General features: G+C 31.8%; 16 protein-coding genes and 1 other RNA gene. 8 read left to right on the plus strand and 9 right to left on the minus strand.

Annotated elements, in window-relative coordinates; translation table 11 throughout:
- Positions 1-3 precede the first annotated feature (3 nt).
- The 6 genes from ACGK9U_RS06445 to typA form a co-directional block, all read right to left on the minus strand.
- Positions 4-1074, minus strand: a complete 1071-nt coding sequence (locus tag ACGK9U_RS06445; protein ID WP_394465542.1) for a glycosyltransferase — start codon at positions 1072-1074, stop codon at positions 4-6.
- 39 nt (positions 1075-1113) lie between these two features.
- A complete protein-coding gene (locus ACGK9U_RS06450; RefSeq protein ID WP_394465543.1) occupies positions 1114-2457 on the minus strand; it encodes a phosphoethanolamine transferase in 1344 nt (447 codons plus the stop codon).
- A gap of 260 nt (positions 2458-2717) precedes the next feature.
- Complete coding sequence (locus ACGK9U_RS06455) at positions 2718-4010, minus strand: O-antigen translocase (protein WP_394465544.1); 1293 nt, start codon at positions 4008-4010, stop codon at positions 2718-2720.
- Positions 4011-4045: 35 nt separating this feature from the next.
- Entirely contained in the window at positions 4046-5347 is a 1302-nt protein-coding gene (locus ACGK9U_RS06460; RefSeq protein ID WP_394465545.1) for an O-antigen translocase, read from the minus strand.
- A gap of 179 nt (positions 5348-5526) precedes the next feature.
- On the minus strand, positions 5527-5754 hold the full coding sequence (locus tag ACGK9U_RS06465) for a uroporphyrinogen decarboxylase (RefSeq protein WP_394465546.1): 228 nt from the start codon (positions 5752-5754) through the stop codon (positions 5527-5529).
- A 1-nt stretch (position 5755) separates the two neighbouring features.
- Positions 5756-7555, minus strand: coding sequence for a translational GTPase TypA (gene typA, locus ACGK9U_RS06470; RefSeq protein WP_394465547.1), 1800 nt, complete (start codon positions 7553-7555; stop codon positions 5756-5758).
- Positions 7556-7855: 300 nt separating this feature from the next.
- Between typA and kdsA the strand changes: the two genes are divergently transcribed.
- Positions 7856-8674 (plus strand): 3-deoxy-8-phosphooctulonate synthase, encoded by an 819-nt coding sequence (gene kdsA, locus ACGK9U_RS06475; RefSeq protein WP_394465548.1) that lies wholly within the window; start codon positions 7856-7858, stop codon positions 8672-8674.
- 1 nt (position 8675) lies between these two features.
- Here the strand turns inward: kdsA and ACGK9U_RS06480 are convergent, their stop codons facing one another.
- Positions 8676-9053, minus strand: coding sequence for a DUF1801 domain-containing protein (locus tag ACGK9U_RS06480; protein WP_394465549.1), 378 nt, complete (start codon positions 9051-9053; stop codon positions 8676-8678).
- Positions 9054-9151: 98 nt separating this feature from the next.
- Between ACGK9U_RS06480 and ACGK9U_RS06485 the strand changes: the two genes are divergently transcribed.
- The 6 genes from ACGK9U_RS06485 to ACGK9U_RS06510 all read left to right on the plus strand — a co-directional run bounded on the left by ACGK9U_RS06485 (position 9152) and on the right by ACGK9U_RS06510 (position 12228).
- Positions 9152-9760, plus strand: coding sequence for a hypothetical protein (locus tag ACGK9U_RS06485; RefSeq protein ID WP_394465550.1), 609 nt, complete (start codon positions 9152-9154; stop codon positions 9758-9760).
- A gap of 3 nt (positions 9761-9763) precedes the next feature.
- Complete coding sequence (locus ACGK9U_RS06490) at positions 9764-10066, plus strand: hypothetical protein (RefSeq protein WP_394465551.1); 303 nt, start codon at positions 9764-9766, stop codon at positions 10064-10066.
- Between the two features lie 29 nt (positions 10067-10095).
- Complete coding sequence (locus tag ACGK9U_RS06495; protein ID WP_394465552.1) at positions 10096-10389, plus strand: winged helix-turn-helix domain-containing protein; 294 nt, start codon at positions 10096-10098, stop codon at positions 10387-10389.
- 44 nt (positions 10390-10433) lie between these two features.
- Positions 10434-10931, plus strand: a complete 498-nt coding sequence (locus tag ACGK9U_RS06500; RefSeq protein ID WP_394465553.1) for a Coq4 family protein — start codon at positions 10434-10436, stop codon at positions 10929-10931.
- Positions 10932-11215: 284 nt separating this feature from the next.
- Entirely contained in the window at positions 11216-11845 is a 630-nt protein-coding gene (locus ACGK9U_RS06505) for a vancomycin high temperature exclusion protein (RefSeq protein ID WP_394465554.1), read from the plus strand.
- 2 nt (positions 11846-11847) lie between these two features.
- Positions 11848-12228 carry a DUF2809 domain-containing protein gene (locus ACGK9U_RS06510; protein WP_394465555.1) on the plus strand — a complete coding sequence of 127 codons (381 nt, stop codon included), beginning with the start codon at positions 11848-11850 and terminating at the stop codon, positions 12226-12228.
- On the opposite strand, the gene ACGK9U_RS06515 is transcribed toward ACGK9U_RS06510, so the two are convergent.
- Positions 12225-13007, minus strand: coding sequence for an SDR family NAD(P)-dependent oxidoreductase (locus ACGK9U_RS06515; RefSeq protein ID WP_394465556.1), 783 nt, complete (start codon positions 13005-13007; stop codon positions 12225-12227). The two genes, ACGK9U_RS06510 and ACGK9U_RS06515, sit on opposite strands and share 4 nt — an antisense overlap.
- A 265-nt stretch (positions 13008-13272) precedes the next feature.
- Between ACGK9U_RS06515 and ssrA the strand changes: the two genes are divergently transcribed.
- Positions 13273-13668, plus strand: a transfer-messenger RNA (tmRNA) gene (gene ssrA / locus ACGK9U_RS06520).
- A gap of 108 nt (positions 13669-13776) precedes the next feature.
- Here ssrA and ACGK9U_RS06525 read toward each other — a convergent pair.
- Complete coding sequence (locus tag ACGK9U_RS06525) at positions 13777-16329, minus strand: adenosylcobalamin-dependent ribonucleoside-diphosphate reductase (RefSeq protein WP_394465557.1); 2553 nt, start codon at positions 16327-16329, stop codon at positions 13777-13779.
- Positions 16330-16408: the final 79 nt, after the last annotated feature.

Below are 16408 nucleotides of genomic sequence, written 5' to 3' on the forward strand. Positions count from 1 at the left end.
TCATCAATCTAAAAGCAATTCCCATTGTTTAGATATATTCTCAATTAAAAACTTATCAATACTAGTCTTTGCATTATCTTTGCAAAAAGTATATAAATCTTCATTTTCAATCAGAATATCAAACGCATCTGCTAACATTTGAGGGTTATGGTTTTCAACCAATAAACCATTATGCTTATTTTTAATAATTTCTTTAGGGCCCGATTTGCAATTTACAGAAACTACTGGTGTTCCGCATGCTAAGGATTCAATTAAAACCATTGGAAATCCTTCGTGATAACTTGTTAAAGCTGTAAACAGTGCGTTTTTGACATAAGGAAATGGATTTTTCATGTAAGGAGTGTAAACTACTTGATTTTCTATTTTTAGCATTTTAATTCTGCTCTTCAAACTAGAAACATCAGCTCCATTCCCTATGATATATAATTTTATGTTTTTTGATGGTAGACAGGATTTTTTATAAGCCGTAAGAAGCAAGCTGAAATTTTTAACACATTCTTCTATGCGTCCATAAAACAAAATGTATTTTTCTTTAGTATTGATGTTTTCATTAGCACTTTTATTAATACTTTCATATGCAACAGGGTTATATATTTGAACACAATTTTCAAACCCGTATTTGGAAGTCACTACACTTTGTATTTCTTTACTAACTGCAACTATGTTAGTAATATTCTTATATATCAATCTGGATAGAAACTTAGATTTAGGCAAATAATTTTTAAGATAAAAGCTATGTACAATAGGAATAATCTTTTTTGCTTTAAATACATAATTGTATAAAATATACTCTTTAAAAAACCTACTTCTAGGACGGTTATCTATAATTACATCAAAATTGTGCCTTTCAAAATAGGCTTTTAAAGTCTTTATTTTATTGAATTGAGAATAATTACCGTTCAATTCACATTCTAGATTAAATAAAGTTCCTTTAAAACTATAATCTACGTCATTCTTGGTTGTAACTAAATGCACTTCATAACCTAGTCCAAACATCATTTTAGAAAGCAACGCACTAAATCTTTCTGCACCCCCTTTGGCTAATGATGTAGTAATGATGCAGATTTTTTTCATAAGATAGTTTTAAAACAAACAGCTTTATTTAATTGAAATTTATTTAAAATAAGTATCATAATCAATTGTGCCTTTTATAATTCGTTTTCGTTCTTTAAAATATTGATTAAAAATACTTCTTGAACTATCTACCTCCAAAGCTTTAACCCCTATCAAATCTGCAATAGAGTGAAATAGATCATCGATCATATATTTTGAATTATAATTGGGAACAATTGTTCTTTCCTGTTTGTAATTATCAGAAATCCATAAAAACATAGGGATTTCGTAAATATTCCTAGTAACTACCTGATCAACTGAATGGCCTTTAAAATAAATGTCATTATAAACTTCCTCTCCATGGTCTGAAAAATATAAAACGCAACTTTTAATATTTAGTGCTTTGGTATTTTCTATAACATCTCTCAGTATAAAATCTGAATATCTTATAGCATTATCATACGAATTAATGGCTTCATATGATTTATCGTCTTTAAATTCAGTAATGGGCTTATTCTTAAAATAATTAAACGTGTCTGGATATCTTTTTTTATAATCCATATGCGCTCCCAACATATGTAAAAATATCACCTTTTTTTTGTTCTTTTCAACAAGTACACTTTTTAATCCATCTAATAAAATATCATCAAAAGTTGTCTTTTCATCGGTATGCTTTAAATTTAAAAAAACAGATTCCTGAGCCCCTAATCCTATTTTTGTTACTTGAGAATCAAAAACCCCAATTGGTTTTTGGTTTGAAATCCAATAGGTCTTAAATTTTGCCTGATTTAATAACTGAATAATGCTACCTTTGTATTTTGATTTTGGGTTTTCGTAATTACTTAAAGTTAACGCCTTAGTTAGAGAAGCAATCGTATATGTGTGTGGAGTAATAACATTATCATATATTTGTAATTCGTCTTTTATTTCATTTAACAACGGTGTAGTTTCTCTATAATAGCCATAAAGCCCCATATGAGATTTTGATGTAGATTCGCCAATAACTATAACGTAAACTTCCTGTTCTTCTTCATTTGAATTTCTTGAAACATTTTTAAAATTTCCATTTTTATTTTTTCTGTAATCACCTAATTTACTGGATTCAACCCTATACTCTATACTAGACTTTATTACCAAATAAGGCAGGTTATATATTATTAAATTAGAAAACTTTAAAAATGCAAGTACTAAAACAAATAAGATAATGGCTTGTTTTTTTAATACCAGGGCTTTAGTTATTAACTTCTTTGTATTAAATAATACAATTAGCGTAATAATGAAATTTAAGATTGTAAATAATACTATTGGGATATCTAAATAAAAACCTATAAATTCTTTAGCTTCTTCTAAATTACTATCTAAACTCACAAAAATAGCTGATGAGTTTAAGTTTGTTTTAAACAAGTAATAATATACCGTTTCAAAAAAAATACTTACAGAAAAAACAAGGTAAGAAAACCTAAAATAATATTCTTTAACCGAATGGTTTTTAAAAAAATATAGGGGACAAATAAGTGCTATTGCAAAAAAAACATTTTCCACTAAGTTTAAAAAAACATTCCTTTCTACGACATTACAAAAAGAATCAAATGCAAATGCCAAAATCACCAGATAAAAATATTTTTCCAGTACTTTACTTAAATTTGGCTTCCATTTTAGTACCATTATAACGCTCTGTTTTTCCCAATAAAATTATGTCTTAAAATATATAGTATCAATAATAAATATATAACATATCTAACAAAATGCGCTATAACAATACCTTCTGTACCATAAATATCAATAAAATAAACCGAAAATCCATAAAACAAAAACACAGATAGCATTTCGGTTACTATAAAATATAATATTTGTTTTTTTGCTAAAAACTGATACGAGATTACTATTGCAATAAATTTAATTAAATCTCCTAATAACTGCCATTTAAAAAAACTTTCAATAACCAAAAAATCGTTGGTATATAGTAATTTAATAACTAAATTTTTAAAGAGGTAAATCAAGAACATCCCAAATACAATCAAAGGGAGTAACAGTTTATAAATCTTTACAACTTCTTTCCTAAAATCAAACGTATTATTGATTCTTGTGTAAATAGGCAATATATACAAGGGAAATAATGCTGCCGGAAATTGCATATATGTTTTAGATATAGATGTCATTGCTGTCCAATATCCTGCATCCAAAATACTAACCTTACTTTCTATTAGACGCCTTATGGCCACTTCTGCAAGATTAACCGACAACACAACAAGAACCGACATGAAACTATACGATAATAACTGATTTTTAAAGTTTAAATTAAAAGATATTGTCTTTAAGTTAAAGTAGGATCTATGAGCCTCGTTAAAAAACAAAATAAAGTTTAAAAACTGGATTAATGGGATAATACTAATTGCCAATAAACTGCCATTTAAACCTTTACTCAAAGTTAAAACTACTATTAAAAATGTACTTATTATTATGGTACTTAATGTTAATTTAGAATATAATCTATAAGAAGAAAGACCATTTAATAATGAATACAAAATGGAATTAACAGCCATAAAAGGAATTAAAAAAGATAAAATTTTAAATATATATGTAAACTCTTTATTCGCTCCAAAAACAAATTCATTTAATTCACTGGAGAAAAAAAATAAGACAATAAATGACAATAGAGATGCAAAAGCAGCAAAAACAAAAGTTGTAGAAAATAAATTATTTAATTGTACTTTATCATCTTTAAATTCTGAAATATATTTTATCAATCCATTTGATGTTCCCAAGATTGAAAATTGCTCAAAAAAACTTACTACATTTTTCAAATTACCTACTTGAGCAATCCCTTCAGCACCAATTAATATCGCTAATACTTTTTGAGAAATTAAAGAAAACAGCATCCTAACAACAACTAGAAGCGTATTTGCCGAAGTAACTTTAAACAATAAGTTGTTTTTTATAAAGCTTGGTGTTTTCAATAATTACTTTAATAAAATATTAAAATGAAACTATTTTAATTCTTTTCAGCATCAACCCCAAAAAGCGAGCTACCGAATATGAGTAAAATAATGCCGTAATACATAATATAGCTTACAAAATGAGCTATTACTGCACCTTGGACATTATCATATAAATCTACAAAATAAACACTGGTTGTGTATAGTATAATTACCAAAAAAGCTTCGGTTAAAATGTAATGCCAAAACATTTTTTTTGCTAAAAACTGGTAGGCTATTACCATGGATAATACTTTTACAAAATCGCCTAATAATTGCCATAAAAACAGGTCTTCAACAGGCTTAAAATCATCAGAAAAAATAAGTGTTACTATAAATGGTTTCAAAAAATATATGACTACCAACCCAACAAGCAAAATGGGTATAACGGTTTTGTAAAAGCTAAAAACTTCTTTTCTGAATTCTTTAATATCATCAATTTCAGAAAACCTAGGCAATATATATAAAGCCATTAAGGAACTCACCAACATCAAATAGTATTTAGATATCCTAGTCATGGCTTCCCAAAAACCAGCATCTTTATATCCAACATTTTCAATAATATAAGACCGAATAGCTATAGCTACAAGTGGCATGATAATAGCCGAGAATAGAGCCATTACCGAGTAGGTACTCATTTTCTTTAAGAAGCTTAAACTAATACTATTAACTTTAATTAAAGGTATTAAAGAACGTCTATTTGTAATACCTACTAAGGTTATTAAGAATATTAACGATTCTGCTATTACTACAGAAATTAATGCTCCAATAATTTTATTTTGATAGATTAAAAGTAATGCGATAGACATACTTAATATCTGCCCTATAATATTGATAACAATAAGTATTTTATACTTTAAAAAACCATTCATTATAGAGAATGAAAATATATTTAAAGCATAAAACGGCAACACCATAGCAAAAATCTTAATTACAAAAGCGTAATTATTGTATTCAGGGAATATAATATTGTTAATTAATTGGGCATTAAAATAGCAGAAAAAAGAAACTAAAATTGTAGATGTAAAACCAGCATAAAATACGGTAGAAATGGTTTTGCTTAGCTCAACAACATCATCTTTAAAATCTGAAATATATTTTACAGCACCATTATAAAACCCAAGAGTAGCAATGTTTTGAAATGAACTTACAAAATTCCGCAAGTTACCTATTAATGCTAATCCGGTAGGACCAATAAAAACCGCAATGGCCTTTGATGTTAATATACCCGCAATCATTCTGGTTATTACGGAGGCTGCTTGTAAAGAAGTAACCTTAATTAAAACGTTATTATTTATATAATCGATTAATTTTTTCAATTACTGTAGGTTGGTTTACTATTTGATTGTAAGTAAAAAACATTGTTATTTACGTAAAATAATTTTATATGTTCTTTACCTCTTTTTGACAAGGTGTCAAATATACAAAATGATTTTACGTTTAAATATTAATTCTTAACTAATTCGTAAGAATAAGAATACAAATAAAATAGAGGAAGTTATTTTTTTAGCAAATAGTAAATATTGATGCAAAAAATAGCCGTATTAGTAATGATGATGGGGTTCGATATAGGCTCTAACAAAACGCCATAAAACACAAATAGTAAACACCCAAGGGAGTTTACTATTCGTAATTTATGAACCGATTTCATTAAGAATGAGATTAAAACGGTTGCCATAGCGGCATATCCAATCCATTCTACATATGAAATTCCTAAGAATTCCATCTTATATCGATTTGTTTCTTTTTCTTTCTACTTCGGTTAAATAGATTTTACGTAAACGTAAGTGGTTTGGTGTAACCTCAACATATTCATCTTTTTGAATGTACTCCAGCGCCTCTTCCAACGAGAATTTAATTGCTGGAATAATTCTAGCTTTATCATCGGCACCAGATGAACGTACGTTACTCAACTTTTTAGTTTTAGTTACGTTTACAGTCATATCATCACCACGAGAGTTTTCTCCAATTACCTGACCTTCGTAAATATCTTCTCCCGGATCCACAAAAAACTTACCTCTATCTTGTAATTTATCAATAGAATAAGGAATGGCTTGCCCTTTTTCCATAGAAACCAAAGATCCATTTTGACGCTCCGGAATACCACCTTTCAATGGTTGGTATTCTTTAAAACGGTGAGCCATAATAGCTTCACCTGCGGTAGCTGTAAGCAACTGGTTTCTTAAACCTATAATACCTCTTGATGGTATCATAAACTGGCAAACCATACGGTCGCCTTTAGCTTCCATACTCAACATTTCACCTTTACGAAGGGTTACCATTTCAATAGCTTTACCAGATACATTCTCAGGTAAATCTATCGTCATTTCTTCAACTGGTTCACATTTAACACCATCAATTTCTTTGATGATTACTTGTGGCTGCCCAATTTGCAACTCATAACCTTCACGACGCATGGTTTCTATTAAAACCGATAAGTGCAATACACCACGGCCAAAAACCATAAATTTATCAGCACTGTCGGTTTCATTAACACGTAATGCTAAGTTTTTCTCAAGCTCTTTAGTTAAACGGTCTTTAATATGGCGAGAGGTTACAAACTTTCCATCTTTTCCAAAGAAAGGCGAATCGTTAATGGTAAATAACATACTCATGGTTGGCTCATCAATAGCAATGGTTTTCAACCCTTGTGGATTTTCAAAATCGGCAACCGTATCACCAATCTCAAAACCTTCTAAACCAACTATGGCACAAATATCTCCAGTTTGAACTTCTTCTACTTTTTTACGGCCTAAACCTTCAAAAATATGTAGTTCTTTAATTTTATTTTTTACAATCTTACCATCTCTTTTTACCAAAGAAATGTTTTGTCCTACTTTTAATTCACCTCTTGTTAAACGACCAATAGCAATTCGTCCTGTAAACGACGAAAAATCCAACGATGTAATTAACATTTGGGTATTACCCTCAGGAATTTTTGGTGAAGGTATATGCTCAATAACCATATCCAATAAAGGCTCGATGTTTTCCGTTTGGTTTTTCCAATCGTCACTCATCCAGTTATTTTTAGCCGAACCATAAACCGCTGGAAAATCCAACTGCCACTCTTCTGCTCCCAATTCAAACATCAAATCGAACACTTTTTCGTGCACTTCTTCTGGGGTACAGTTTTCTTTATCAACTTTATTAATAACCACGCAAGGTTTCAAACCTAAATCAATCGCTTTTTGCAATACAAAACGGGTTTGTGGCATAGGGCCTTCAAAAGCATCTACCAATAACAATACACCATCGGCCATATTAAGTACACGCTCAACCTCTCCTCCAAAATCGGCGTGACCAGGAGTATCAATAATGTTTATCTTGGTGTCTTTGTAAATAACAGAAACGTTTTTTGAAGTAATGGTAATACCTCTTTCACGCTCCAAATCATTGTTATCAAGAATCAAATCACCTGTATTCTCATTCTCACGGAATAACTGACAGTGATACATAATTTTATCAACCAACGTCGTTTTACCGTGGTCAACGTGTGCAATAATTGCAATGTTTTTAATATTAGCCATAATAGTGCCTTATTTTAAGCGTGCAAAGGTAACTATAAATTATGGAATATATTATACAATAATTTTTTTTTAGGCATTACCCTTTGTGGCTATCAAGTTTTTGCTCAAACCAAAACATAACTACTTAAGCCGCAAAGGGTCGAGCTATCCATTATAGCTTTTTTGCGCATAAGCGCGCACAAAAAAGGCTGCCATTTCTATCGCTAATGCACTTATCAACTTGGTGCAGTCAATTCAATTAAAAAAGTGGGTATTTATTTAGGGCATTAATCTTATCTTTGCAGCATTAAAATTTAAGACATGACGCTTCAAGATATTCCAAAAATAAAACACACCAACTCTAACAACTTTTTCCTATTATGTGGCCCATGTGCCATTGAAGGCGAAGATATGGCGTTGCGCATAGCCGAAAAAGTAGTTTCTATAACCAATAAATTAGAAATCCCCTATGTATTTAAAGGAAGCTTTAAAAAAGCAAACCGTAGTCGTGTGGATAGTTTTACAGGAATAGGTGATGAAAAAGCTTTAAAAATTCTTAAAAAGGTTTCAGAAACTTTTGATATCCCTACGGTAACGGACATTCATGAAATTTCCGATGCACATCTAGCAGCGCAATATGTTGATGTGTTACAGATTCCCGCATTTTTAGTACGCCAAACCGACTTGGTAGTGGCTGCAGCCGAAACCGGAAAAGTGGTCAACTTAAAAAAGGGACAATTTATGAGTCCAGAAGCCATGAAACACGCCGTGCAAAAAGTATACGATTCTGGTAATAATAAAGCATGGATAACCGATAGAGGCACCATGTTTGGCTACCAAGATATGATTGTAGATTTTAGAGGCATCCCAACCATGCGCCAATATGCGCCAACAGTTTTAGATGTAACACATTCGCTTCAACAACCTAACCAAAGTACTGGCGTAACTGGTGGCAGACCTGATATGATTGAAACCATAGCCCGTGCAGGTATTGTAAATAATGTGGATGGTTTATTTATTGAAACCCATTTCGACCCAGCAAATGCAAAAAGCGATGGCGCCAATATGCTACATTTAGATAATTTAGAAAAACTACTTACTAATTTGGTAGCTATTAGAAAAGTAGTAAACACATTATAACTCAAATAAACCAAGCTTTTTTACTTTTACTAAGCACATTGGAAGCTTCATGAAGTAATGCTACAAAATTATCGTGATCTAAATCTTCTAAAGTTTTTAGTTGAATGGAACGCACTTGCTTTCTATTATTATCGTTTTTTAAAATAGGAAACTGATTTTCTAAAAGGATTCCCTGTACAAAAGCCACATCAACATAGTTGGTTCCCTTTAATACATTTAAATAAATCATAGGCTTTTTGTGGCAATTATAAAACGGAATTTTATAGCTAAACCGTTCCTCTACTTCTGGTAAGGTATTCAAAATAACACCTCGTACATATAGCATGATGGATTGATACGGTTCTTTTTGGTTGAAAAAATAGTCGTCTACAGGTTTCACTTTTTATTGGGGTTTTTATTCTTTTATCAAAATTAACAAAATTTTACAACGCATTATTTAAATTAATTTATTTACTTTGCAATTCAAAGTACTTTTATATGGAATCAAAAGATTATTTAAAAGACCTCAGCGAGATTAAAGATTTAATGAATAAATCGTCTCGCTTTATATCGCTAAGTGGCTTATCTGGGATTATGGCTGGTGTTTATGCCATTATTGGTGCCGCCATTGCGTATTGGCTTGTTACTTCTTCCGTAAGAGGTTATTTAATTTTAGACGGTACAATATTTAGAATTTGTGTTTTCATTTTATTGATGGTTGCTTTGTTAAGTATTGTAACGGGTATTATTTTAACCACTAAAAAAGCAAAGAAAACCGGTTCTAAAATTTGGGATGCTACATCTAGAAGATTAGTATATAACTTTTTAATACCTCTAGTCGCTGGAGGTCTTTATATTATAATCATTCTGAGTCAAGGAAAGTACGGACACACAGGAGGCTTAATGCTTATCTTTTATGGTTTAGCCCTAGTAAATGCATCAAAATATAGTATTGGAGATATAAAATATTTAGGCTTTATTGAAATAATATTAGGCCTTATTGCTACATTATTACCAGGCTATGGTTTTTGGCTTTGGGTTTTAGGGTTTGGTGTCATGCATATTATTTATGGAACTTGGATGCATTTTAAATACGATAAAAATTGAATCATGAAAACAATTATGAATAACCCAAACAAAAGGCTGTTAATTATTTTAACCATTCCTCTACTACTATTATCCGTGCCATTAATTGCAATGCAATTTTCCGATGAAGTCAACTGGTCGTTATTTGATTTTGTAGTAGCTGGTATATTATTACTAGGCACAACATTAATTATCGAACTGATTTTACGAAAAGTTAAAACAAAAAGAAATCGTATAATTTTAGCAATAATCGTCATAAGTTTACTTCTTATTACTTGGGCAGAACTTGCTGTTGGTGTATTTGGAACACCATTCGCAGGAAGTTAATATCAAAATGCTGTCGTTAGACATCGCTTATGAGCATAATAACAAACATCAATAAGGCATTCGATCACAGAATTAGATTAGGCATCATGTCAATTCTAATGGTGAATGAGTATGCCGATTTTAATATGCTTAAGGAACTTTTAGATGTAACCGACGGCAATTTAGCCAGTCATACAAAAGCTTTGGAAGGTGCCGAATATATAAAAGTTGAAAAACAATTTATTGGGAGAAAACCAAACACGCGCTACAGTACCACAAAATTGGGTGAACTTGAATTTAAAAAACATATTGATGCCCTCGAAAAATTAATTAACAATCAATAGCACATTTTTTTATCATTTTACTTTGAAATACAAAGTACTTTATTATGGAATATAGAAAAAAACTTATAGAGTGGTTGTTTGAAAAGTCTCAAACTGCTTACACAAATCTTTTTAAAAACCATCAACCTTGGGGTATTTACAAAGAAGAACTATTAACATATCCTGAAAAATCTTTTGGAAGACATTTAGGTGTTTTCTTAGATAAAAATGGTTTTGAATTAATTCCAAAGGTGGAACGTCATGATGCATATCATACTCTAACAGGTTATGGCACTAATGTAGAAGATGAAATAGCACTTCAATGCTTATGCTATGGAAATGGTAAAAGAAGCCCTTATTTATATGGTGCATTAATTCTTGGCATTATAATATTGCCTGATTATTATAATTACTATTATCAATCCTACCTAATTGGAAAAAACGCAAATCCTTTTCACCATTATGATTATAAAAAGTTATTGAAAATAAACATTCACGACTTTAGGTATACCATATTTTCAAAAAAACACACACCCATAATTAATAAATCTATTTATGAATAAAATTAAAACATCATTTAAAATTGCAATAACATTCTTTGCAATAGGTACCGCATTATTTCTAATTCAATTAGTCATAGGACATGTGACAGCAATTACTATTTTTGGATTGTATTATGTGCTATTTTCAGTTATTATCAACATCGTAATTGTAATAGCATTACTAATTTATTTGTTAATTGATAACAACAAAAAAGACACCTTAAAATCACTTGCAATTATACTTTTAAACATTCCAATAACATTTATTTACTATCAAATAATAATCAGTTATTTAATTTAATAATATGAAAGTTTTAAAAACACTATTGTTCCTTTTTGTAATGGTTTTTATTGTCTTAATCGGTTCAAACTATTGCGTTTGCAATAATGCAAAAGGAAATATTTATAATAGCACCTCAGTCATACCTAAAAGTAAAGTTGGGCTTCTATTGGGCACAAGTAAATACACTTCAAATAATAACATTAACCTATATTATAAATTTAGAGTGGAAGCTGCTGTGAAATTATTCAAAGCCAAAAAAATTGAATTTATATTGGTTAGTGGTGATAATAGTAAAATAGGCTATGATGAACCTGAAGATTTAAAAAAAGATCTCATATTAGCTGGAATACCTCAAGACAAAATCTTTTTAGACTATGCTGGTTTTAGAACTCTGGACTCTGTTATTCGTGCAAAAGAAATTTTTGGACTTACTGAATTCACCGTTATTTCACAAAACTTCCATAATGAGCGTGCAATTTATTTAGCAGAAAGTGTAGATATTAAAGCGATTGCATTTAATGCTGAAGATGTTAAAAGTCGATATGGTTTTAAAATCCAATGTCGAGAATACTTTGCAAAAACAAAAGCATGTCTAGACGTTTTATTTGATGTCCAACCAAAGTTTTTAGGAAAGAAAATTGAAATCAAATAATTATGAAACAGCAATTCAACAAAACCTATATCATCCTAACCCTATTACTTTTCACAACCGAAGCATTAATAGCATTTTTAAAAAGTGGCTTTATACGCCATACATTTGGCGATTATTTGGTAGTAATTTTAATGTATTGCTTTTTTAAAAGCTTCATTAAAGGCAATCATTTTAAAATTGCCATGAGTGTGTTAGCCTTTTCATATGCTATTGAAGTTTTACAACTGATTAATATTCTAAAACCGCTAAACCTAGAAAATAGTCATGTAGCAAAACTAATATTGGGTAGCACGTTTCATATTTCAGACTTAGTGGCCTACACCTTAGGAATTATTAGTGTTTTAATTGCAGAATTGAGTTTTAAAAAGATACAAGATATTTAAACATCCCTATTCTTCTCTTGTATGTTTCTAACAATTTGTGTTGCCATTCTTCTGGAAACAAAACGGTGTATGGTGGATAGAAATTTATTGACAATACCTGGAATTGCTACCGTTTTTCCTTTCTTCATTGCTGAATAGCCATATTGAGCAACTTTAGATGGGCATGCCATATTAAAACTAATCTTATTTTCTGAAGTATTATTTGAAACCACCTTTTGAAACTCAGTTTTTGTTGGCCCTGGACATAAAGCGGTTACTGTTACTCCCGTGCCTTTTAACTCGTTGGCAATAGCTTCAGAAAAAGATAACAAATAGGCTTTTGATGCGTAATAAATAGACATAAGCGGCCCCGGTTGGAAAGCCGCTAACGATGACATATTCAGTATTTTACCCGACCCTCTTTTTATCATACCATCTAACACCAACTTGGTTAAATGCGTGGTGGTTAATATATGTACGTGCAGCATTTCAGACTCGCGTTCCCATTCGGTATTGGCAAAAGTACCGAAGAGACCAAAACCTGCGTTATTTACCAAAACATCTATGGGCGCATCATTAATTTCGTCCATTATTTCAATGGCTACATTGGGTTTGCTTAAATCTTTTTTTAGAACGGATACTTGACAATTGAACGATTTTTCAATGTCGGTTTTAGCATTTTGCAAATTGTCGTTATTAATGTCTATTAAAATTAAATTATAACCATCGTTTGCTAATAACAACGATAATTCATAACCCAATCCTGAAGCAGCTCCAGTTATCAATGCGGTTTTTGTCATAGATTTAAGTTCCAATTTGAGAGTCTAAAAACGCAAAGCTATAATTTTTAGCTAACATAGCGTTATTTGGAATAATTTTTGCTCTAAATTAGCTGTATTTCGGTTCAATTGCAAAGTTTTTGATACCTTTGCTGCCCGCGTTAAGGATTGAAGTGGCATCCTTTTGCTTTTTTGCAAAAGATATAGCGGAAAACCTGACGCACTTTTGCTATGAAAAGCAAAAGTGGGTAACGCTAAAAATAAAAATTTACTATTTCATTAAAATGGGGTCGACTGGTTTTGACAGCGAGATTAATTGGACGGTAAGCACGTGGTGCAATGATTTTGAAACACCTTAAAGACTAAATCGAACTTTAAACGGCGAGAATAACTACGCTTTAGCTGCATAATCTGAATTTATAGTAAGATTAGCCTAGGTACACAAGGTGTACAAGCTTTATGTCTCCGGAAAGCCTTGATTGACGGCGTTCCTTTTTGAGGCATCGTAAATGTCAATATAGAAAGCAAAGTGCTTTGATTTGCTTTTGAAACTAAAGAAGCTAAGTTGTAACTAGGTTGTCTTTAACCAGGTTGCAGTCGAAAACCCAAGAAAAGAATAAACGTGTAGAAAGCCCTTTGGTTACTTGTTTGGACCCGAGTTCGAATCTCGGCGACTCCACAAAAAAAACCTGTAAAATCAGTATTTTACAGGTTTTTTTGTTAATCGACTGGACTTTACAATGACAATTAATTCGATTCTTAACTTAACAAAAATTCAATAAAAAACACATTATCCACATTTAGAAGATCCACAATCCTTACAGGTTAAGCAACCTTCTTGGTATATTAAGTTTTCAGATTTACAATTATCGCATTCGTAACCTTTGGCTTGCGTACCATCTTCCACATAGCGCTTTAAAGCACGACCCACCCCGTTTTTCCATGTGTTGATAGAGGCACTATCCAATTGCAAACTGTTAATTAAATCGACAATTTTATCTATAGGCATACCATGGCGAAGCGTACTTGAAATAAGTTTGGCATAGTTCCAAAACTCTGGATTGAATTTATGCGACAAGCCTTCAATAGTGGTTTTATAACCTCGGATGTTTTTATATTGAAAATCATAACGAGATGATCCATCTTCATTCCTGTTTTTTATTATAGCTCCTTGGTTTACCCATCGTGGAATTAAAATACCATCTTCATCATCGGCCAACCCCGTAAAAATCTCATAAGGTCTGCCTTCGATCAAACCTATAAATGCAATCCATTTTTCCTTACTGTTTTGAAAACGTACCACATCGGCTTCTAAAGTCTGTGGACGCTTTATTGGAAATGGTGTTAATGAAGCTTCTGGACTTTCTTCTTTTTCTTCATTTGAAATCAACACACCAGAACGCGAACCATCTCTATAAACGGTAACACCTTTACAGCCTACTTCCCATGCTTTTAGATATAAGGACCCTACCAATTCCTCGGTAGCATCGTTTGGTAAATTAATAGTAACGCTTATAGAATGATCTACCCATTTTTGAATAGCACCTTGCATACTCACCTTACTCATCCAATCCACATCGTTGGATGTTGCTTTGTGATAAGGTGATTTTTTGATGAGTTTATCAATTTCCTTTTGTGAATAATTTTTAGAAGTATCAATACCGTTTACTTCCATCCATTGTTTAAAACGATGATGAAACACCACGTATTCTTCCCAAGAATCGCCCAATTCATCTACAAAATCTACACGCGCTTCTTTGTCGTTTGGGTTTACTTTTCTTCTGCGCTTATAAACTGGTAAAAACACAGGTTCTATTCCAGATGTTGTTTGCGTCATTAAACTCGTGGTTCCTGTAGGAGCAATAGTTAACAAAGCAATGTTTCTTCTACCGTATTCCAACATTTCGTAATACAGTTTGCTATCGGCTTCTTTTAAACGTTGAATAAACGGATTGTTTTTTTCTCGTTCTGCATCAAAAACCAAAAACGCACCACGCTCTTTTGCCAAATGCACCGAGCCTCTATAGGCTTCAATAGCTATAGTTTTATGCACTTCCAACGAAAATGCATTACCTGCTTCACTACCATATTTAATACCCAAGGCTGCCAACATATCGCCTTCAGCCGTAATACCAACACCCGTTCTTCTACCTTCTTCGGCTTTCTTTTTTATATTAATCCATAAATTGCGCTCGGTTGCTTTTACGTCATCCAATTCCGGATCTTCATTTATTTTAAGAAGAATATTATCAATTTTTTCCAGTTCCAAATCGATGATATCATCCATAATACGTTGTGCTGCCGCTACATGCTTTTTGAATAATTCGAAATTGAAACTAGCCTTTTCAGTAAATGGATTTTCAACATATGAAAATAAGTTGATCGCTAACAATCTACATGAATCGTAAGGACACAAGGGAATTTCACCACATGGGTTGGTTGATACGGTTTTATAACCTAAATCAGCATAACAATCGGGCACCGATTCATTAATAATGGTGTCCCAAAACAAAATTCCAGGTTCGGCTGATTTCCATGCATTATACACAATTTTTTTCCACAACGCATTGGCATCAATGGTTTTTGATACTTTAGGTTGGTTACTAAAAATCGGGTACTTTTGAGTGTATTCGGTATTATTTTTAACAGCTTGCATAAACGCATCATCTATTCGAACCGATACATTGGCACCAGTGACTTTACCTTGTTCCAACTTCGCATTGATAAAATCTTCTGAATCTGGATGATTGATGGATACCGATAGCATAAGTGCCCCTCTTCTACCATCTTGCGCCACTTCTCTTGTAGAATTCGAATAGCGCTCCATAAAAGGCACGATGCCCGTAGAAGTTAAGGCTGAATTTTTAACTGGAGAACCTTTAGGGCGAATATGCGACAAATCATGACCAACACCACCACGACGCTTCATAAGTTGCACCTGCTCTTGGTCTATTTTCATGATACCACCATAGGAATCAGAATCACCAGAATTACCTATTACAAAACAATTAGAAAGCGAAGCAATTTGGTACGGATTCCCAATTCCCGCCATTGGACTACCTTGAGGAACAATGTATTTAAAATCTTTAATTAAATCGAAAATCTGATCCTCTGAAAGTGGATTGGCATATTTATTTTCAACTCTTGCTAATTCCTTAGCAATACGACGGTGCATATTGTTTGGCGTTAACTCATAAATATTGCCTTCTGAATCTTTTAAGGCATATTTATTTAACCATACACGAGCAGCAAGATCGTCTTGATTGAAATAGCTTAAGGAAGCATTGAAAGCTTCTTCTTGGGAATAGGTTTTAGGCAGTTTTTTGGCGACTTCTTGATTCATTTTTGTTTTTGTTTATGGCAATTACTAATAACACCATAAAGTAACGAAATAATTTCAACCTAAAACATGATAAAATCAT

It is taken from the genome of Mariniflexile sp. HNIBRBA6329 (assembly GCF_043558645.1).
Taxonomy (GTDB): Bacteria; Bacteroidota; Bacteroidia; order Flavobacteriales; family Flavobacteriaceae; genus Mariniflexile.